Annotated in this window: 25 protein-coding genes; 1 reads left to right on the top strand and 24 read right to left on the bottom strand. The window is 68.5% G+C overall.

What is annotated here, in order from left to right:
• Positions 1-36 precede the first annotated feature (36 nt).
• From glmM to ACFV9M_RS27045, 4 genes are all read right to left on the bottom strand, one after another.
• The gene (gene glmM, locus ACFV9M_RS27060; RefSeq protein ID WP_385066733.1) at positions 37-1,395 is read right to left on the bottom strand and encodes a phosphoglucosamine mutase; all 1,359 of its coding nucleotides are present in this window, start codon (positions 1,393-1,395) and stop codon (positions 37-39) included.
• A 248-nt stretch (positions 1,396-1,643) separates the two neighbouring features.
• On the bottom strand, positions 1,644-2,156 hold the full coding sequence (gene rpsI, locus ACFV9M_RS27055; RefSeq protein WP_062664011.1) for a 30S ribosomal protein S9: 513 nt from the start codon (positions 2,154-2,156) through the stop codon (positions 1,644-1,646).
• Positions 2,157-2,201: 45 nt separating this feature from the next.
• Positions 2,202-2,645: a 50S ribosomal protein L13 gene (rplM, locus tag ACFV9M_RS27050; RefSeq protein WP_019329618.1), complete on the bottom strand. Its 444-nt coding sequence runs from the start codon at positions 2,643-2,645 to the stop codon at positions 2,202-2,204.
• 242 nt (positions 2,646-2,887) lie between these two features.
• Positions 2,888-4,099, bottom strand: a complete 1,212-nt coding sequence (locus tag ACFV9M_RS27045; RefSeq protein WP_385066729.1) for a glycosyltransferase 87 family protein — start codon at positions 4,097-4,099, stop codon at positions 2,888-2,890.
• Positions 4,100-4,173: 74 nt separating this feature from the next.
• On the opposite strand from ACFV9M_RS27045, the gene ACFV9M_RS27040 reads away from it, so the two are divergent.
• Positions 4,174-5,046: a hypothetical protein gene (locus ACFV9M_RS27040; RefSeq protein WP_385066726.1), complete on the top strand. Its 873-nt coding sequence runs from the start codon at positions 4,174-4,176 to the stop codon at positions 5,044-5,046.
• Positions 5,047-5,063: 17 nt separating this feature from the next.
• Here the strand turns inward: ACFV9M_RS27040 and truA are convergent, their stop codons facing one another.
• From truA to rplN, 20 genes are all read right to left on the bottom strand, one after another.
• Complete coding sequence (truA, locus tag ACFV9M_RS27035; protein ID WP_385066724.1) at positions 5,064-5,924, bottom strand: tRNA pseudouridine(38-40) synthase TruA; 861 nt, start codon at positions 5,922-5,924, stop codon at positions 5,064-5,066.
• A gap of 81 nt (positions 5,925-6,005) precedes the next feature.
• On the bottom strand, positions 6,006-6,515 hold the full coding sequence (gene rplQ, locus ACFV9M_RS27030) for a 50S ribosomal protein L17 (RefSeq protein ID WP_385066721.1): 510 nt from the start codon (positions 6,513-6,515) through the stop codon (positions 6,006-6,008).
• Between the two features lie 182 nt (positions 6,516-6,697).
• Positions 6,698-7,720: a DNA-directed RNA polymerase subunit alpha gene (locus tag ACFV9M_RS27025; RefSeq protein WP_003966937.1), complete on the bottom strand. Its 1,023-nt coding sequence runs from the start codon at positions 7,718-7,720 to the stop codon at positions 6,698-6,700.
• 347 nt (positions 7,721-8,067) lie between these two features.
• On the bottom strand, positions 8,068-8,472 hold the full coding sequence (rpsK, locus tag ACFV9M_RS27020; protein WP_010354218.1) for a 30S ribosomal protein S11: 405 nt from the start codon (positions 8,470-8,472) through the stop codon (positions 8,068-8,070).
• Positions 8,473-8,538: 66 nt separating this feature from the next.
• Positions 8,539-8,919 carry a 30S ribosomal protein S13 gene (gene rpsM, locus ACFV9M_RS27015; protein ID WP_385066718.1) on the bottom strand — a complete coding sequence of 127 codons (381 nt, stop codon included), beginning with the start codon at positions 8,917-8,919 and terminating at the stop codon, positions 8,539-8,541.
• Between the two features lie 202 nt (positions 8,920-9,121).
• Positions 9,122-9,235, bottom strand: a complete 114-nt coding sequence (gene rpmJ, locus ACFV9M_RS27010; RefSeq protein ID WP_004984509.1) for a 50S ribosomal protein L36 — start codon at positions 9,233-9,235, stop codon at positions 9,122-9,124.
• A 66-nt stretch (positions 9,236-9,301) separates the two neighbouring features.
• Entirely contained in the window at positions 9,302-9,523 is a 222-nt protein-coding gene (gene infA / locus ACFV9M_RS27005) for a translation initiation factor IF-1 (RefSeq protein WP_004927214.1), read from the bottom strand.
• Between the two features lie 342 nt (positions 9,524-9,865).
• Positions 9,866-10,702, bottom strand: coding sequence for a type I methionyl aminopeptidase (map, locus tag ACFV9M_RS27000; protein WP_385066715.1), 837 nt, complete (start codon positions 10,700-10,702; stop codon positions 9,866-9,868).
• A gap of 130 nt (positions 10,703-10,832) precedes the next feature.
• Positions 10,833-11,495, bottom strand: a complete 663-nt coding sequence (locus ACFV9M_RS26995; protein WP_385066712.1) for an adenylate kinase — start codon at positions 11,493-11,495, stop codon at positions 10,833-10,835.
• Positions 11,495-12,808 (bottom strand): preprotein translocase subunit SecY, encoded by a 1,314-nt coding sequence (gene secY / locus ACFV9M_RS26990; protein WP_385066709.1) that lies wholly within the window; start codon positions 12,806-12,808, stop codon positions 11,495-11,497. The genes ACFV9M_RS26995 and secY overlap by 1 nt, the downstream gene beginning before the upstream one ends.
• 241 nt (positions 12,809-13,049) lie before the next feature.
• Complete coding sequence (rplO, locus tag ACFV9M_RS26985) at positions 13,050-13,505, bottom strand: 50S ribosomal protein L15 (protein ID WP_003974249.1); 456 nt, start codon at positions 13,503-13,505, stop codon at positions 13,050-13,052.
• A gap of 2 nt (positions 13,506-13,507) precedes the next feature.
• Entirely contained in the window at positions 13,508-13,690 is a 183-nt protein-coding gene (rpmD, locus tag ACFV9M_RS26980; RefSeq protein WP_361381371.1) for a 50S ribosomal protein L30, read from the bottom strand.
• Between the two features lie 2 nt (positions 13,691-13,692).
• Positions 13,693-14,298, bottom strand: a complete 606-nt coding sequence (gene rpsE, locus ACFV9M_RS26975; RefSeq protein ID WP_003998815.1) for a 30S ribosomal protein S5 — start codon at positions 14,296-14,298, stop codon at positions 13,693-13,695.
• Positions 14,299-14,341: 43 nt separating this feature from the next.
• Positions 14,342-14,725 (bottom strand): 50S ribosomal protein L18, encoded by a 384-nt coding sequence (gene rplR, locus ACFV9M_RS26970; RefSeq protein WP_071364959.1) that lies wholly within the window; start codon positions 14,723-14,725, stop codon positions 14,342-14,344.
• Positions 14,726-14,728: 3 nt separating this feature from the next.
• Complete coding sequence (rplF, locus tag ACFV9M_RS26965; RefSeq protein ID WP_099969705.1) at positions 14,729-15,268, bottom strand: 50S ribosomal protein L6; 540 nt, start codon at positions 15,266-15,268, stop codon at positions 14,729-14,731.
• A gap of 24 nt (positions 15,269-15,292) precedes the next feature.
• A complete protein-coding gene (gene rpsH / locus ACFV9M_RS26960; RefSeq protein ID WP_007384075.1) occupies positions 15,293-15,691 on the bottom strand; it encodes a 30S ribosomal protein S8 in 399 nt (132 codons plus the stop codon).
• Positions 15,692-15,900: 209 nt separating this feature from the next.
• Complete coding sequence (locus ACFV9M_RS26955; RefSeq protein ID WP_003948630.1) at positions 15,901-16,086, bottom strand: type Z 30S ribosomal protein S14; 186 nt, start codon at positions 16,084-16,086, stop codon at positions 15,901-15,903.
• 5 nt (positions 16,087-16,091) lie between these two features.
• Entirely contained in the window at positions 16,092-16,649 is a 558-nt protein-coding gene (rplE, locus tag ACFV9M_RS26950) for a 50S ribosomal protein L5 (RefSeq protein WP_016434630.1), read from the bottom strand.
• Complete coding sequence (rplX, locus tag ACFV9M_RS26945) at positions 16,649-16,972, bottom strand: 50S ribosomal protein L24 (RefSeq protein WP_055517275.1); 324 nt, start codon at positions 16,970-16,972, stop codon at positions 16,649-16,651. The genes rplE and rplX overlap by 1 nt, the downstream gene beginning before the upstream one ends.
• A 2-nt stretch (positions 16,973-16,974) precedes the next feature.
• A complete protein-coding gene (gene rplN, locus ACFV9M_RS26940; protein WP_003998823.1) occupies positions 16,975-17,343 on the bottom strand; it encodes a 50S ribosomal protein L14 in 369 nt (122 codons plus the stop codon).
• Positions 17,344-17,450 lie beyond the last annotated feature (107 nt).

Here is a 17,450-nt window from a genome sequence, read left to right as displayed (position 1 = left end):
TCGCGCGGGCCCCCGCCCCTACCCGGAACCGGGGAACTACCCCAGCGCCGACTTCACCGCGTCGGCCAGCCGCCCGGCCACGGACCGCGCCTGGTCGATGTCGGCCGCCTCGACCATCACCCGCACCAGCGGCTCGGTCCCGGACGGCCGCAGCAGCACCCGCCCGGTGGATCCCAGCTCCTGCTCGGCCTCCCCGACGGCGGTGGCGAGCTCGGCGGAGGAGGACACCCGGGTCCGGTCCACGTCGGGCACGTTGATCAGCACCTGCGGCAGCCGCTCCATCACGGACGCCAGGTCCCGCAGCGTCCTGCCGCTCTCGGCGACCCGCGCCGCGAGCATGAGCCCGGTCAGCGTGCCGTCGCCGGTCGTCGCGTGGTCGAGGATGATCACGTGCCCGGACTGCTCGCCGCCGAGCGCGTACCCGTGCTGCTTCATCTCCTCCAGCACGTACCGGTCGCCGACGGCGGCCTGGACGAGCCGGATGCCCTCGCGCTCCATGGCCAGCTTGAAGCCGAGGTTGGACATCACGGTCGCGACGACGGTGTCCTCGCGCAGCGCCCCGTGCTCCCGCATGGCGAGCGCGAGCACGGACAGGATCTGGTCCCCGTCCACCTCGTCGCCGGTGTGGTCCACGGCGAGGCACCGGTCGGCGTCCCCGTCGTGCGCGATGCCGAGGTGGGCCCCGTGTTCGACGACGGCGGCCTTGAGCTTGTCCAGGTACGTGGAGCCGCACCCGTCGTTGATGTTGAGCCCGTCCGGCGACGCGCCGATCGTGACGATCTCCGCCCCGGCCCGGGTGAACGCCTCGGGCGAGACCCGGGCGGCGGCGCCGTGCGCCTCGTCGAGGACGATCTTCAGCCCGTCGAGCCGGTTCGGCAGGACGGCGATGAGGTGGGCGACGTAGCGGTCGAACCCTTCGTCGTAGTCCCGCACCCGTCCGACACCCGAACCCGTCGGCCGCTCCCACGGCTCACCGCGCCGGTGCTCCTCGTAGACGGACTCGATCCGGCCCTCGAGTTCGTCGGCGAGTTTGTGGCCACCGCGGGCGAAGAACTTGATGCCGTTGTCGGGCATGGCGTTGTGGCTCGCCGAGAGCATCACGCCGAGGTCGGCGCCGAGCACGCCCGTCAGGTACGCGACGGCCGGGGTGGGCAGCACTCCGACCCGCAGCACGTCCACGCCGGCACTGGCCAGGCCGGCCACCACGGCCGCCTCCAGGAACTCCCCGGACGCACGCGGGTCCCGTCCGACCACCGCTACCGGGCGGTGGTCCTCGAAGGTGCCCGCCTCGGCCAGCACATGCGCCGCCGCGACGGACAGGCCGAGCGCCATCTCGGCCGTGAGATCCGCGTTGGCCACACCGCGCACGCCGTCCGTGCCGAAGAGTCGTCCCACTTGTCCTCCTGAGGAAGCGTCAGTTTCGGTAGCCGTGCGGGTGTCCGGCTGATCGGCGCGGCCCCCGCACCCAGGCATTGCATGCCCTGAACATCCGATCACACAAGCCTTTGAGCACCTTGTGCCGTTATACGCCCACAGCTGCGAGAAAACGAACGCCCCGACGGCACTGTGGCGTGCCGCCGGGGCGTTCGGAGTACGTAGGAGCGAGCCGGAACCGGCCCGTACGTACGAGCAGGCAGCGAAGCTTAACGCTTGCTGTACTGCGGAGCCTTGCGGGCCTTCTTGAGACCGGCCTTCTTGCGCTCGACCGCACGGTCGTCGCGCTTGAGGAAGCCGGCCTTCTTCAGCGGGCCGCGGTTGTTGTCGACGTCCGCCTCGTTCAGCGCGCGGGCGACACCGAGACGGAGCGCACCGGCCTGACCGGAGACACCGCCGCCGGAGATGCGGGCGACGACGTCGTAACGGCCCTCGAGCTCCAGGACCTTGAACGGCTCGTTGACTTCCTGCTGGTGCACCTTGTTCGGGAAGTAGTCCTCGAGGGTGCGACCGTTGATCTTCCACTTGCCGGTGCCCGGGACGATCCGGACGCGGGCGATGGCGTTCTTGCGGCGGCCCAGGCCGGCGGCCGGCTGCGGCTCGCCGAAGCGGGAGGCCAGGGACTCCGAGGTGTACTCGCCCTCGACGGGGACCTCGGACTCGGTGGTGTAGCTGTCGATGTCAAGCTCTTCGAGCGGCTGCTCGGCAGTGGTCTCAGCCACGGTGATACCTCAGATTCTCTTCAGCTTGGGGTGGTGTGGCCGGACTTACTGCGCGACCTGGGTGATCTCGAACGGCTGCGGCTGCTGCGCGCCGTGCGGGTGCTGGTCACCCTTGTAGACCTTCAGCTTCGAGAGCATCTGACGGCCCAGCGAGTTCTTGGGGAGCATGCCCTTGACGGCCTTCTCGATGGCCTTCTCCGGGTTCTTGTCCAGGAGCTCGTCGTAGCGGACGGAGCGCAGACCACCCGGGTAGCCGGAGTGGCGGTACGCCATCTTCTGGGTCCGCTTGTTGCCGGACAGGTGCACCTTGTCGGCGTTGATGATGATGACGAAGTCACCAGCGTCGACGTGCGGCGCGTAGATCGGCTTGTGCTTGCCGCGCAGCAGGGTGGCGGCGGTGGTGGCGAGACGACCCAGGACAACGTCCTGAGCGTCGATGACGTGCCACTGGCGCGTCACATCGCCGGGCTTGGGGCTGTACGTACGCACGGTTCGTAGCCTTCGCTTCGAGTGAGTGGTCCTGACAAGGTCACCGAAGCGATCACGACAGCCCTGACCGCACTGCGGTGACGCATACCGCGTGCGGGTCGCTGGTCATCGGCCCGGTGGACCGGTGTAAGGGCCCGTCCCGTGAGAATGAGCAAGCCAATACACAACGAAGATGCAGGATACCTGCGGCGCGGTGGCCGGGTCAAAACGAGCTCGCCCGTCGCCGAGGTCCGCTGCCCTTCTCACCCAGTGTAGGTGTGACCGCCGCCGGGGGCCGCCGCCCCCAGGCCCCCGCTTCGGCCCTGGACGGGCCTCGCCCTCGAACGCCGGACGGGCCGACGGCTCACGGCGAACACCAGCGCGCACAACGTCACCGCGTCCTTGAACGCCCGCCGCCGCACCGGCTCCAGATACGGCCAGGTCAGACCCGGGATCTGCGGGACCAGGGCCAGCCAGAACCACGGGCCCCGGGCTACCGACCCCGGGTGGGGCAGCCCGGCCAGCAGCAGCGGCACCACCACCAGCAGGTAGTGGTCGTACGACGGCCGGGAGACCAGGAACGCCGAGAGCATCAGCCCGGCGGCCGTCTCGGCGAGCCGCAGCGGGCCGGGGTCCGCGCGGCACCAGCGCCGCCAGGCGCAGGCCACCCCGGCGGCACAGGCCGCCAGCGCCAGCGTCCGGGCCACGGACGGCGGCACCCCCAGCCGGGGCAGCACCGCGGCCGGGGATGCCTCGTAGAGCCGTACGAAGGCGTCCTGGCCGCGCAGCAGGAAGGGCAGGGTGCGGGTGAGGAAGCCCGCCGGGTCGGGCAGGAGCAGGGCGGACGCGGCGGACGCCAGCGCCGGCACCCCGGCCAGCAGGGCCAGGGCGCGCCAGCGGCGGGCGAAGACGAACAGCAGCGCCAGCGGGGCCAGCAGCGGCTTCAGCGCCAGGGCCGCGCCGAGCACCGCGCCCGCCGCCGTCCACCTCCCCCGGCTCACCAGCAGCAACGCCACCGGCAGCGCCAGGACCGCCGTCACCGTCCAGTTGCCCAGCCGGACCAGGTGCCCGAACGGCGCGAACCCGGCCGCCAGCCCGGTCAGGCCGAGGACCGCCAGCCGGCTGTCCCACGGCACCCGGTGCAGCCGCAGCGCGCACGCCCAGCCGGCCGTCAGACAGACGGCCACCGCCAGCGGCACCAGCACCCGCAGCACGGCCTGCGGCAGCAGCGCCTGCGGGACGGCGGCGAGCACCGCGCCCGGCAGATAGAGGAAGTGCGGGTCGTCGTACGGGGACCCGCCCGCCAGCCAGGCCCGTGCCGCCCGGACGACGATCGCGTTGTCCATGCCGCCGGACGGGGTGGTCCGCGCCACATGCGCCACCGTCGCGCCCAGGACCGCCGCGAGCCCGCACCACAGCGGCCAGGGAGAACGCCGTACCAACCACCCGGAGATGTCGCATTTGCCCGTACTCATTCCCGGAACGCTAGGCGCTCCGGCGTCCGTTGAGGCGGAACAGCACCCCTCCGGCCGCGTCTAAGATGCGGCGCATGAGCTATGGGCAGGGGGGACCTCAGTCCCAGTGGGATCCGTGGAAACCGAACTCCCAGCAGCCGTGGAGCGACGCCGCCGACGCGAGCCCTGACTGGGCCGCGCTCGCCGAGGCGTCCGAGTCCCGCAACAAGCGCCGCCGGCTGCTGTTCATAGGCGGGGGCGCGCTCGCGACGCTGGCGATCGGCACCGCCGTGGCCATGGCCGTGGTGTCGGCGAACGGGGAGGACGAGGCGAACCGGCCCACCTCCTCCCTGCCCGCGACCGCCGACCTGCCGAGCGCGTCCGCCACCGTGTCCTTCGCCCCGACCAGCGCGCCCCCGCCGCTGGACCCGAAGGACTTCATCTCCAGCAAGGCCAAGGACACCGCACCCCTCGGCCCCGACCTGCTCTTCCCGGGCAGGCAGCTGACGACGGACTCGAACGTCTACCAGAAGGCGGCCAAGGCGGACAGCACCGACTGCACCACCGGTGTCCAGGGCACCCTGCCCAAGGTGCTGACCGCCAACGACTGCACCCGCCTGCTGCGCGTCACCTACGTCAAGGACGGCATCGCGGTGACGGTCGGCGTGGCCGTCTTCGACACCGAGGCCCAGGCCCTCAAGGCCAAGGAGCAGGCCGACAACAAGAGCTTCGTCAAGGCCCTCACCGGCGGCGACGTGAAGTCCTTCTGCAACGGCGCCGTCTGCCGCTCGACGACCAACTCCTACGGCCGCTACGCCTACTTCACCATCACCGGCTTCACCGACGGCAAGGACGTGACGACGAAGGACACGCAGGTCTTCACCACCGGTGACGACCTCGCCGAGTTCACGTTCGAGCAGATCCACCGCCGCGGCGAGACCCAGGCGACGGCCGCGGCGAACGAGTGACCCCCGGGCCTCCGGCGTCAGCAGCAGCCGGCGGCCGGACCGGGCAGCGTCCGCCTGTTGCGCGCCTCCTTGGTGCGGGCGGCGAGCAGCTCGTCGGCCGGGTAGCCGACCTCCTCCAGCGTCAGCCCGTGCGGCCGTACGACGTGCACGGCGGAGTCGCGCACGCCGGCGGCGAGGACCTTGCCCGGCCACTCCGGTCCGCGGTGCCCGTCCCCCACGAACAGCAGCGCCCCGATGAGCGAGCGCACCATGTTGTGGCAGAAGGCGTCGGCCCGGACGGTGGCCGTGATGATCCCGTCGGCCCCCTTCTCCAGGCTCAGCTCCTGGAGGGTGCGGATCGTGGTCGCCCCCTCCCGCTTCTTGCAGTAGGCGGCGAAGTCGTGCTCGCCGAGCAGCCGCCGAGCGGCCTCGTTCATGGCGTCGACGTCCAGCGGCCAGTCGTGCCACAGGACGTGGTTGCGCAGCAGCGGGTCCACGCCCCCGGGATTGTCGGTGACCCGGTACGCGTACCGCCGCCACACCGCCGAGAACCGGGCGTTGAAGCCGCTCGGCGCCTCGCGCAGCGCCCACACCCGCACGTCCTTCGGCAGCCGCCCGGCGAGCCGCTTCAGCAGCTTCTCGTGGTGCTCCACCCACACCTCGCGGGGCAGATCCACATGGGCGACCTGCCCGCGGGCGTGCACCCCGGCGTCGGTACGCCCGGCCACGGTCAGCTCGTACGTCTCCCGGGACCGGGTGACGGTCCGCAGGGCGTCCTCGATCTCCCCCTGCACGGTCCGCCGTCCCCCGGCCTGCTTGGCCCACCCGGAGAACTCGGTGCCGTCGTAGGAAAGGTCCAGCCGCACCCGTACGCACCCGGGCTGTACTTCGTCACTCACCCCTAGATCCTCTCAGCAACGCGAGAGCGGGCCCGCTCCCCCGGAAGGGAGCGGACCCGCTCGGACGCCGGGCGCGGAGCCTCAGGCGTCCTTCGACTCCTCGGCGGGAGCCTCGGCGGCCTCGGCCGGGGTCTCCTCGGCCTTGGTCTCCTCGGCGGCCTTGGCCTCGTCGGACTCCTTGACCGCACGCTTGGTGGCGGCCTCGGCCTCACCGGTCGCCTGCTGCGCCACCGTCAGCGCCTCGACCAGCTCGATGACAGCCATGGGCGCGTTGTCGCCACGGCGGTTACCGATCTTGGTGATGCGGGTGTAGCCACCCGGACGGTTCTCGTAGCGCGGGCCGATCTCGGTGAAGAGCGTGTGCACGATGCTCTTGTCCGTGATGACCTGGAGCACCTGACGGCGGTTGTGAAGGTCGCCCTTCTTCGCCTTGGTGACCAGACGCTCGGCGTAGGGGCGCAGCTTGCGCGCCTTCGCCTCGGTGGTGGTGATGCGGCCGTGCTCGAACAGCGACTTCGCGAGGTTCGCGAGGAGCAGCTTCTCGTGCGCGGCGCTGCCGCCCAGACGGGCACCCTTGGTGGGCTTCGGCATGGTTCTTCTCCTGTGTGTCTGCCCCGGCCGTATCAGGTACCGGGGTCAGTATCCGAGCAGGCGGTCGCCTGTCGGAGATCCGGGAGCAGCCCCGCGGGGGCGCTCCCGGAAGGGGCGCGGGGAACTGCGCGGTCAAGCGCAGCGCACCCGCACCCGAGTACGGACCGCGAAGGCCCGTGCTCCTAGTACTGCTCGGTCTCGACGAAGCCCGCGTCCGCGTCGTCGTCCGCGCCGAAGGCGTCGGCCGCGGCGGTCGGGTCGAATCCGGGCGGGCTGTCCTTGAGGGCCAGGCCCATGCCGGCCAGCTTCGCCTTGACCTCGTCGATCGACTTCGCACCGAAGTTGCGGATGTCGAGCAGGTCGGCCTCGGAACGGGCCACGAGCTCACCCACGGAGTGGATGCCCTCGCGCTTGAGGCAGTTGTACGACCGAACGGTGAGCTCCAGCTCCTCGATCGGCAGCGCCAGGTCGGCGGCGAGCGCGGCGTCCGTCGGGGACGGGCCCATGTCGATGCCCTCGGCGTCGATGTTCAGCTCGCGGGCGAGACCGAACAGCTCGACCAGGGTCTTGCCGGCGGAGGCCATGGCGTCACGCGGACGCATCGCCTGCTTGGTCTCGACGTCGACGATCAGCTTGTCGAAGTCGGTGCGCTGCTCGACACGGGTGGCCTCGACCTTGTACGTGACCTTGAGCACCGGCGAGTAGATCGAGTCGACCGGGATGCGCCCGATCTCCTGACCGACCTGCTTGTTCTGCACGGCGGAGACGTAGCCGCGACCGCGCTCGACGGTCAGCTCCATCTCCAGCTTGCCCTTGCCGTTGAGCGTGGCGAGGACGAGGTCGGGGTTGTGCACCTCGACACCGGCCGGGGGCGCGATGTCGGCGGCGGTGACCAGACCCGGGCCCTGCTTGCGCAGGTACATCACGACCGGCTCGTCGTGCTCCGAGGAGACGACCAGCTGCTTGATGTTGAGGATCAGGTCGGTGACGTCCTCCTTGACGCCCGGCACGGTGGTGAACTCGTGCAGCACGCCGTCGATGCGGATGGACGTGACCGCCGCACCCGGGATCGAGGAGAGGAGGGTCCGGCGCAGGGAGTTGCCGAGGGTGTAGCCGAAGCCCGGCTCCAGCGGCTCGATCACGAACCGGGAGCGGAACTCGTCGACGACCTCTTCGGTCAACGAGGGACGCTGAGCGATCAGCATGTGTGGTCAGATCCTTCATTCGTGGACGCCCGCTATTTGACGTCCGACGGAGACCGCACCCTGTGGGGTGCGGGTACTGCAAGGGTACGGGCGGCACGGCCCGTTCAGGGTGCCGTACCGCCCGGATCCTCGAAGCGGGGGTGCCTCAGACGCGGCGGCGCTTCGGCGGACGGCAGCCGTACTGCGACATGTGGGGGGCGACCCCCACACCCCCAGCCGGACGCCGAACCGCCGTGAGCCCGTGCCTCAGACGCGGCGGCGCTTCGGCGGACGGCAGCCGTACTGCGACATGCGGGGGACGACCCCCACACCCCCAGCCGGACACCGAACCGCCGTGAGCCCGTGCCTCAGACGCGGCGGCGCTTCGGCGGACGGCAGCCGTTGTGCGGGGTCGGGGTGACGTCCTGGATGGAGCCGACCTCGAGGCCCGTGGCCTGGAGCGAACGGATGGCGGTCTCACGACCGGCGCCCGGGCCCTTGACGAACACGTCGACCTTGCGCATGCCGTGCTCCTGGGCGCGGCGGGCAGCCGACTCGGCGGCCATCTGCGCGGCGAACGGCGTGGACTTGCGGGAGCCCTTGAAGCCGACGTGGCCGGCGGAGGCCCAGCTGATCACGTTGCCGGCCGGGTCCGTGATGGACACGATCGTGTTGTTGAACGTGCTCTTGATGTGCGCCTGGCCGTGCGCGACGTTCTTCTTTTCCTTGCGGCGCACCTTCTTGGCAGCGCCCTGACGACCCTTGGGGGGCATCTATTACTCCTACGGGAGGTGGTCGGTCCTACAGCGAAGACCGCTGGACGGCGAGTCCGCTGCGGACTACTTCTTGCCCGGCTTCTTCTTGCCGGCGATGGCGCGACGCGGGCCCTTGCGGGTGCGGGCGTTGGTGCTGGTGCGCTGACCGCGGACGGGCAGACCGCGACGGTGACGCAGACCCTGGTAGCAGCCGATCTCGACCTTGCGGCGGATGTCGGCCTGGATCTCGCGACGGAGGTCACCCTCGGTCCGGATGTTGGCGTCCACGTACTCGCGGATCGCGACGAGCTGCTCCTCGGAGAGGTCGCGAACTCGGGTGTTCGGGTCGACGCCGGTCGCAGCCAGCGTCTCCTGCGAGAGGGTCCGGCCGATGCCGAACACGTAGGTGAGGGCGACCTCCACGCGCTTGTCGCGCGGGATGTCAACACCGGAAACGCGTGCCATTCAATGGCTCCTGGTGATTGTCGGAGGTCTTCCGCAGAACCGGCTCCCAGCCGCCGTACGAGGTACGAACTGGGTCCCCGGCCTCCGAGCCGGGGGTGTCAGGCGATCGCTCGCGAGGTTCGCCTGGGCCCTGCGTATGAACATATTCAGCTCGCGTCGCGCGAAGATTCTGCGTGATGCAGAGGGGTGAGATCGGTTGCGATCAGCCCTGGCGCTGCTTGTGGCGCGGGTTCTCGCAAATGATCATGACCCGACCGTGACGGCGGATCACCCTGCACTTGTCGCAGATCTTCTTGACGCTCGGCTTGACCTTCATGGGATGTGAGGTTCTCCGGGTCAGTTGCCGGCCACCCCGCGCTCACGCACGGGGCATGGGCAAGATCTACTTGTACCGGTAGACGATCCGGCCACGGGTCAGGTCGTACGGAGACAGCTCCACCACGACCCGGTCGTCAGGGAGGATGCGGATGTAGTGCATACGCATCTTGCCGCTGATGTGTGCCAGGACCTGGTGGCCGTTCTGGAGCTCGACCCTGAACATGGCGTTCGGCAGAGACTCGACGACAGTGCCCTCGATCTCGATGGCACCTTGCTTCTTGGCCACGCTTCGCCCTTCGAATCGACTACCTTGATCGACTCCCGCGCTTTCCCTTACGGGCGCATGCAGACATGCGGGTGCACCAGAGCCGACGAGTCAGTCTACGTCAGCGCACCCGGAAAGACGAATCGGGAAAGCCTGCCCCATGCGGGAGATCCTTATGCGGCGAATTCGGGGCGGCGAAAACAGCCCGTCCGGGGGTCCCCCCTCCGGGGGAGTTCGAGGACGAGGCCCGTCCAGGGCCGAAACGGGGATCCGGGAGCGGAGCCGCCGGCGACGGGAAGGCGGGAAGGGAAGGGGCGGCGGGGGCGACACCGACCGGGGCCGGCCCCCCGCGCCGGGGGAACGTCACGCCAACGGATCCGGCGCGGCCTCGACCCCGTGCTCCGCGAGCTTCGCCCGGCCCCCGTCGGGAGCCGTCAGCACCAGCGGACCCTGCTCGGTCAGGGCGACGGAGTGCTCCCAGTGCGACGACCAGGTGCCGTCCGTGCTGACGACCGTCCAGTCGTCGGAGAGCACCCGGGTCTTCGGGGTGCCGAGCGACACCATCGGCTCGATCGCGAGGCAGAACCCGGGAACGAGCTTCGGCCCCTTGCCCCGGCGGCGGTCGACGTAGTTCAGCAGATGCGGGTCCATGTGCATCTCGGTCCCGATGCCGTGGCCGCCGTAGTCCTCGACGATGCCGTAGCGGCCGCCGCCGGGCTTCGGCTGGCGGCGGATGTACGTCTCGATGGCCCGGGAGACGTCGACGAGCCGGTTGCCCTGCTTCATCGCCGCGATGCCCGCCCACATGGACTCCTCGGTGACCCGGGAGAGCTCGATCAGCTCCGGGGAGTGACCGGAGCCCACGAAGGCCGTGTACGCCGCGTCGCCGTGCCAGCCGTCGACGATCGCGCCGCAGTCGATGGAGATGATGTCCCCGTCCTCGAGGACGACCTCGTCCGAGGGGATGCCGTGGACGACGACCTCGTTCACGGAGGTGCAGATCGTCGCGGGGAAACCGCCGTAGCCGAGGAAGTTCGACTTCGCCCCGTGCTCGGCGAGCACCTTGCGGGCAACCTCGTCCAGGTCCTTCGTCGTCGCCCCCGGCACGGCCGCCTCCCGCGTCGCGGCGTGAATGGCGGCGACGACCAGCCCCGCCGCACGCATCTTGGCGATCTGCTCGGGGCTCTTGATCTGCACCATGGGGACTACGGCCTTTCTTGGACCGGCGACACGACGGAAAGGAACGCTTCAACGATACGGGGGAACGCACCACCCCCACACAGCAGCCGCGGCCCCCCGAAGGGAACCGCGGCTGCGCGCACGTGCACGACTACTGGTCGTCGCCCTCGCGCTTCAGCGCCGCCAGGGCGCGCTGCGTGACCTTGTCCACCGGGCCCATGGCCTCGATGGTGACCACCAGGCCCTGGGCCTTGTAGTAGTCGATGATCGGCTCGGTCTGCGTGTGGTAGACCTCCAGCCGGGTGCGGACCGTGTCCTCGGAGTCGTCGTCCCGCTGGTACAGCTCACCGCCGCAGACGTCGCAGACGCCCTCCTTGGCGGCCGGCTTGTACGTCACGTGGAAGACGTGCGCGGAGTCGTTGCGGCAGATGCGCCGGCCGGCGATCCGCTTGACGACCTCCTCCTCGGGGGCCTCCAGGTCCAGTACCGCGTCCAGCTTGATGCCCTCGCCCTGGAGGAGCTCGTCCAGCGCCTCGGCCTGCGAGACGTTGCGGGGGAAGCCGTCCAGCAGGAAGCCGTTCACGGCGTCCTCCTGGTGCATGCGGTCCTTGGCCATGGCGATGGTGACCTCGTCAGGTACCAGTTCGCCCTTGTCCATGTAGGACTTCGCGAGTTTCCCGAGCTCCGTCTGCTGGCTGATGTTGGCGCGGAACAGGTCACCCGTGGAGATGTGCGGGACACGCAGCTTCTCGGCCAGGCGAGTGGCCTGCGTTCCCTTTCCGGCGCCCGGCGGCCCGACGAGGACGATTCGCATCAGCGGAGGAACCCTTCGTAATTGCGCTGCTGGAGCTGGCTCTCGATCTGCTTCACCGTCTCGAGGCCCACACCCACGATGATCAGGATGCTGGTGCCACCGAACGGGAAGTTCTGGCTTGCCCCGAAGCCAACCAACGCCATCGTCGGTACGAGAGCGATCAGACCCAGATACAGCGAACCCGGCCAGGTGATCCGGTTGAGCACGTAGGACAGGTACTCAGCGGTCGGTCGGCCAGCCCGGATGCCCGGGATGAAGCCACCATACTTCTTCATGTTGTCGGCGACTTCCTCGGGGTTGAAGGAGATCGCCACGTAGAAGAACGCGAAGAAAACGATGAGCAGGAAGTACAGGCTGATGTAGATCGGGTGGTCGCCCCTGACCAGGTGCGCCTCGATCCAGGTCTTCCACCCGGAGTCCCCGCTGGAGAACTGGGCGATCAGCGCCGGGATGTAGAGCAGCGACGAGGCGAAGATGACCGGGATCACACCGGCCTGGTTCACCTTGAGAGGGATGTACGTCGAGGTGCCGCCGTAGGACCGGCGACCGATCATGCGCTTGGCGTACTGCACCGGGATGCGGCGCTGGGCCTGCTCGACGAAGACGACCAGGGCGACCATGACCAGGCCGACCAGGATGACCGTGCCGAACTCGATCCAGCCGTCCGCCAGGGTGCCCTGCTTCTTGATGGCCCACAGCGCGGAGGGGAAGGTGGCGGCGATCGAGATGAACATCAGGATCGACATGCCGTTGCCGATGCCGCGGTCGGTGATGAGCTCGCCGAGCCACATCACGACGGCCGTACCGGCGGTCATGCAGATGACCATGGTGATGGTCGTGAAGATCGCACGGTCCGGGACGATGCTCGACGCGACGGTGCAGCCGGAGAAGAGCGCGCCGCTGCGGGCGGTGGCCACCAGACCGGTGCCCTGGAGGATGGCGAGCGCCACCGTCAGGTATCGGGTGTACTGCGTGATCTTCGCCGTGCCGGCCTGGCCCTCCTTCTTCAGGGCCTCGAGGCGCGGGATGACCACGGTCAGCAGCTGAAGGATGATGCTCGCCGTGATGTACGGCATGATGCCCAGCGCGAAGATTGTGATCTGCAGCAGCGCGCCGCCACTGAACATGTTGACCAGACCGAAGAGGCCTTGGTTGCCGGAGGCCTCGTCCACACAGGTCTGGACACTCTTGTAGTCGACACCCGGGATCGGGATGTGGGTGCCGACCCGGTAGACCACGATGATGCCGAGCGTGAAGAGCAGCTTCTTGCGCAGGTCGGGCGTCCTGAACGCCCGGGCGAACGCGGTGAGCACGGTGCCTCCTGCGACCCCCGCGCGTCTGCGTCAAGGGTGACGGTCTTGAGGGATAAGAACAACGACATGTGTAACGGTCCACTGCCGCTCAAGGTGCCCCATGGGAAGCATCTTGTGAAAGTGGGCAGTGCAGGTCACCTTACCGGCGACACGGCCACCCTAGGAACGACCAACCGGGGATACCCCATTTGTGGGGTATCCCCGGTCGGGATCGCTCAAGTCATCGAGACGCCTGATGGACTCAGACGAGCTCGGTGACGGTACCGCCGGCGGCGGTGATCTTCTCCTTGGCGGAGCCGGAGACGGCGTCGACCGTCACCTGCAGCGCCACGGAGATCTCGCCCTGGCCGAGGACCTTGACGAGGCTGTTCTTGCGAACGGCACCCTTGGCGACGAGACCCTCGACGGTGACCTCGCCACCCTCCGGGTACAGCGCCGCCAGCTTGTCGAGGTTCACGACCTGGAACTCGGTCTTGAACGGGTTCTTGAAGCCCTTCAGCTTCGGAAGCCGCATGTGGAGGGGCATCTGCCCACCCTCGAAGCGCTCCGGAACCTGGTAGCGGGCCTTCGTGCCCTTGGTACCACGACCGGCCGTCTTACCCTTCGACGCCTCACCACGACCGACACGGGTCTTGGCGGTCTTGGCGCCCGGGGCGGGACGGAGGTTGTGGATCTTGAGCGGGTTGTTCTCCGCCATGATCAGTCGACCTCCTCGACCGTCACGAGGTGGCGGACGGTGTGCACCATGCCGCGGAACTCGGGGCGGTCCTCCTTGACGACCACGTCACCCAGGCGCTTGAGGCCCAGGGAACGCAGGGTGTCGCGGTGGTTCTGCTTGCTGCCGATGTAGGACTTCTTCTGCGTGATCTTGAGCTGAGCCATGATTACGCACCCACCCCGGCACGCGCACGCAGCAGAGCCGCGGGGGCGACGTCCTCGAGCGGCAGACCGCGGCGGGCCGCGATCTCCTCGGGACGCTGCAGACCCTTCAAGGCCTCCACGGTCGCGTGCACGATGTTGATCGCGTTGTCGGAGCCGAGCGACTTCGACAGCACGTCGTGGATACCGGCGCACTCGAGCACGGCGCGCACCGGGCCACCGGCGATGACGCCGGTACCGGGGGACGCGGGCTTGAGCAGCACGACGCCGGCAGCCTTCTCACCCTGGATCGGGTGCGGGATGGTGCCCTGGATACGGGGGACCTTGAAGAAGTGCTTCTTGGCCTCCTCAACGCCCTTGGCGATGGCGGCCGGCACCTCCTTGGCCTTGCCGTAACCGACACCCACGGTGCCGTCACCGTCGCCCACCACGACCAGCGCGGTGAAGCTGAAGCGACGACCACCCTTCACAACCTTGGCGACGCGGTTGATCGCGACGACGCGCTCAACGTACGCGGTCTTCTCGGCGGCAGCTGCGCCGCCGTCACGGCCCTTCCGGTCCCGCCGCTCGCCGCCACCGGCACCGCCACCGCGGCGCTGGGGTCCAGCCATTGGAATTACCTCTCTCTGTCTCCGCTAGCTACGGAACCAGGACTCAGAACTTGAGTCCGGCCTCGCGGGCGGCGTCCGCCAGGGCGGCGATGCGCCCGGCGTACTGGTTACCACCACGGTCGAACACGACGGCCTCGACACCGGCGGCCTTGGCACGCTCGGCGACCAGGGCGCCGACCTGCTTGGCCTGCGCCGACTTGTCGCCCTCGCCACCGCGGATCGAGGTGTCCAGGGTGGACGCCGACGCAAGGGTGTGGCCCTTGAGGTCGTCGATCACCTGGGCCACGATGTGGCGGTTGGAGCGGGTCACGACCAGACGGGGACGCTCCGCCGTACCGTTGATCCGCTTGCGGATCCGGATGTGACGGCGCTTGATCGCGGCGCGCTTGTAGGCGTCGCCCTTCAGGATCTTCTGCCCGTATGCCATGGCTTACTTACCCGCCTTTCCGACCTTGCGGCGGATGACTTCGCCCTCGTACTTGACGCCCTTGGCCTTGTACGGGTCGGGCTTGCGCAGCTTGCGGATGTTGGCCGCAACCTCGCCGACCTTCTGCTTGTCGATGCCCTCGACCTGGAAACGGGTCGGGGTCTCCACCTTGAAGGTGATCCCCTCGGGCGCCTCGACGGTGATCGGGTGGCTGTAACCGAGAGCGAACTCCAGGTTCGAACCCTTGGCCGTCACGCGGTAACCGACACCGCTGATCTCGAGCTTCTTCACGTAACCCTGGGTCACGCCGGTGATCATGTTCGCCACCAGCGTGCGGGACAGGCCGTGCAGGGCCTTGCTCTGACGCTCGTCGTTGGGGCGGGTGACGTTCAGCACGCCGTCCTCACCCTTGGCGATCTCGATCGGCGCCACGACGGTGTGGGTCAGCGAGCCCTTGGGGCCCTTGACCGAGACCGTCTGGCCGTCGATGGTGACGTCCACGCCGGCGGGAACCGTGATGGGGAGCTTGCCAATGCGCGACATAGCTGTTTCCTCCGTTCCCTTCCGCTACCAGACGTAGGCGAGGACTTCCCCACCCACGCCCTTCTTGCCGGCCTGCTTGTCGGTGAGGAGCCCGTGCGACGTGGAGATGATCGCCACGCCCAGGCCGCCGAGCACCTTCGGCAGGTTGGTGGACTTCGCGTACACCCGGAGACCGGGCTTCGAAATCCGCTTGATGCCCGCGATGGAGCGCTCACGGTTCGGGCCGAACTTCAGCTCGAGGACGAGGTTCTTGCCGACCTCGGCGTCCTCGACCTTCCAGCCCGTGATGAAGCCCTCCTGCTGGAGGATCTCCGCGATGTGAGACTTGATCTTCGACGCCGGCATCGTCACGGAGTCGTGGTACGCCGAGTTCGCGTTCCGCAGACGCGTAAGCATGTCTGCGATCGGATCAGTCATGGTCATGAATTGGCCTGTGGCCTCTCTCGCCGGGGTTTCCTGGTGCGCCATCCCTCTCCCCGATCCGAGACGGGACGGGTGCGGCGCGGTGGACCTACGGCGTAGTAAGTCGTACGGGCGGCAGACGCCCAACCCCACAAGCCTAAGGCATGCGGAGGTGGGCCCCTGCCGACCCAGATGCTTACCGAGAGCCTGACGAATCCCTAAAAGGGGGATTACCAGGAGCTCTTGGTCACGCCCGGCAGCTCGCCACGGTGAGCCATCTCACGAAGGCACACGCGGCAGAGGCCGAACTTGCGGTACACGGAGTGGGGACGGCCGCAGCGCTGGCAGCGCGTGTAGCCACGCACGCCGAACTTGGGCTTGCGAGCAGCCTTCGCGATCAGAGCCTTCTTCGCCATCTCGCTCACGCCTCCTTGAAGGGGAAGCCGAGGTGACGAAGGAGCGCGCGGCCCTCAGCGTCGTTGGTCGCCGTGGTGACCACGGTGATGTCCATACCCCGGACGCGGTCGATCTTGTCCTGGTCGATCTCGTGGAACATAACCTGCTCCGTGAGACCGAAGGTGTAGTTGCCACGGCCGTCGAACTGCTTGGGGGACAGGCCGCGGAAGTCGCGGATGCGCGGCAGCGCGAGCGACAGGGTGCGGTCCAGGAACTCCCACATGCGGTCGCCACGGAGCGTGACGTGGGCACCGATCGGCTGGCCCTCGCGCAGCTTGAACTGCGCGATGGACTTGCGGGCCTTGGTGACGGCCGGCTTCTGCCCGGTGATCGTGGTGAGGTCGCGGATGGCGCCCTCGATCAGCTTGGAGTCGCGGGCGGCGTCGCCCACACCCATGTTGACCACGATCTTGACGAGGCCGGGGATCTGCATGACGTTCTCGTACTTGAACTCGTCACGCAGCTTGCCCGCGATCTCCTCGCGGTACTTCTGCTTCAGACGCGGGGTCGTGGTGGTAGCCATCAGATGTCCTCACCCGTCCGCTTGGCAACGCGGATCTTGTTGCCTTCGTCGTCGAAGCGGTAACCGACACGAGTGACGACCTTCTTGCCGTCCTTCTCCACGACGAGCTGAACGTTGCTCACGTGGATGGGGGCCTCGGTCGTCACGATGCCACCGGCCTGGGAACCCTTGGCGGTGGGGCCGGCCTTCGTGTGCTTCTTGACCCGGTTGACACCCTCGACCAGGACGCGGTCCTCGCGGGGGAAGGCCGCGATGACCTTGCCCTGCTTGCCCTTGTCCTTACCGGTGATGACCTGGACCAGGTCGCCCTTCTTGATCTTCATGCTTACAGCACCTCCGGCGCGAGCGAGATGATCTTCATGAACTTCTTCTCGCGCAGCTCACGGCCGACCGGGCCGAAGATGCGGGTGCCGCGAGGGTCGCCGTCGTTCTTCAGAATGACGGCGGCGTTCTCGTCGAAGCGGATGTACGAGCCGTCCGGACGGCGGCGCTCCTTGACGGTGCGAACGATGACCGCCTTGACGACGTCACCCTTCTTCACGTTGCCACCGGGGATCGCGTCCTTGACGGTGGCGACGATGACGTCACCGATGCCCGCGTAGCGGCGACCGGAGCCACCGAGCACACGGATGCAAAGGATTTCCTTCGCACCAGTGTTGTCGGCGACACGCAGTCGCGACTCCTGCTGGATCACGTCTATCTCCTGTTTGTCTGCCGGTTCCCCGGGAGCCGCTCAGCGAAGCGGCTCCCGGAGCCTGGCGGAACTGTCCTGCGAGGGATGCCCCGCAGGAACGTACTGTT

The sequence above is a fragment of the Streptomyces sp. NPDC059895 genome (assembly GCF_042731035.1).
Taxonomy (GTDB): Bacteria; Actinomycetota; Actinomycetes; order Streptomycetales; family Streptomycetaceae; genus Streptomyces.
Note: the sequence above shows the minus strand (reverse complement) of the source record. Positions and strands in the feature narration are given on the sequence as shown.

Coding starts and splice junctions, on each gene's coding strand:
- ACFV9M_RS26995 (WP_385066712.1), bottom strand. CDS start 11,495: ATGCGAATCGTCCTCGTCGGGCCGCCGGGCGCCGGAAAGGGAACGCAG.
- rpsK (WP_010354218.1), bottom strand. CDS start 8,472: ATGCCCCCCAAGGGTCGTCAGGGCGCTGCCAAGAAGGTGCGCCGCAAG.
- rpsH (WP_007384075.1), bottom strand. CDS start 15,691: ATGACCATGACTGATCCGATCGCAGACATGCTTACGCGTCTGCGGAAC.
- rplF (WP_099969705.1), bottom strand. CDS start 15,268: ATGTCGCGCATTGGCAAGCTCCCCATCACGGTTCCCGCCGGCGTGGAC.
- rplE (WP_016434630.1), bottom strand. CDS start 16,649: ATGGCTACCACCACGACCCCGCGTCTGAAGCAGAAGTACCGCGAGGAG.
- rpsE (WP_003998815.1), bottom strand. CDS start 14,298: ATGGCTGGACCCCAGCGCCGCGGTGGCGGTGCCGGTGGCGGCGAGCGG.
- rplO (WP_003974249.1), bottom strand. CDS start 13,505: ATGGCGGAGAACAACCCGCTCAAGATCCACAACCTCCGTCCCGCCCCG.
- rpmD (WP_361381371.1), bottom strand. CDS start 13,690: ATGGCTCAGCTCAAGATCACGCAGAAGAAGTCCTACATCGGCAGCAAG.
- ACFV9M_RS27025 (WP_003966937.1), bottom strand. CDS start 7,720: ATGCTGATCGCTCAGCGTCCCTCGTTGACCGAAGAGGTCGTCGACGAG.
- map (WP_385066715.1), bottom strand. CDS start 10,702: ATGGTGCAGATCAAGAGCCCCGAGCAGATCGCCAAGATGCGTGCGGCG.
- rplR (WP_071364959.1), bottom strand. CDS start 14,725: ATGGCATACGGGCAGAAGATCCTGAAGGGCGACGCCTACAAGCGCGCC.
- rplX (WP_055517275.1), bottom strand. CDS start 16,972: ATGAAGATCAAGAAGGGCGACCTGGTCCAGGTCATCACCGGTAAGGAC.
- rpmJ (WP_004984509.1), bottom strand. CDS start 9,235: ATGAAGGTCAAGCCGAGCGTCAAGAAGATCTGCGACAAGTGCAGGGTG.
- ACFV9M_RS26955 (WP_003948630.1), bottom strand. CDS start 16,086: ATGGCGAAGAAGGCTCTGATCGCGAAGGCTGCTCGCAAGCCCAAGTTC.
- rplQ (WP_385066721.1), bottom strand. CDS start 6,515: ATGCCGAAGCCCACCAAGGGTGCCCGTCTGGGCGGCAGCGCCGCGCAC.
- ACFV9M_RS27045 (WP_385066729.1), bottom strand. CDS start 4,099: ATGAGTACGGGCAAATGCGACATCTCCGGGTGGTTGGTACGGCGTTCT.
- rpsM (WP_385066718.1), bottom strand. CDS start 8,919: ATGGCACGCGTTTCCGGTGTTGACATCCCGCGCGACAAGCGCGTGGAG.
- ACFV9M_RS27040 (WP_385066726.1), top strand. CDS start 4,174: ATGAGCTATGGGCAGGGGGGACCTCAGTCCCAGTGGGATCCGTGGAAA.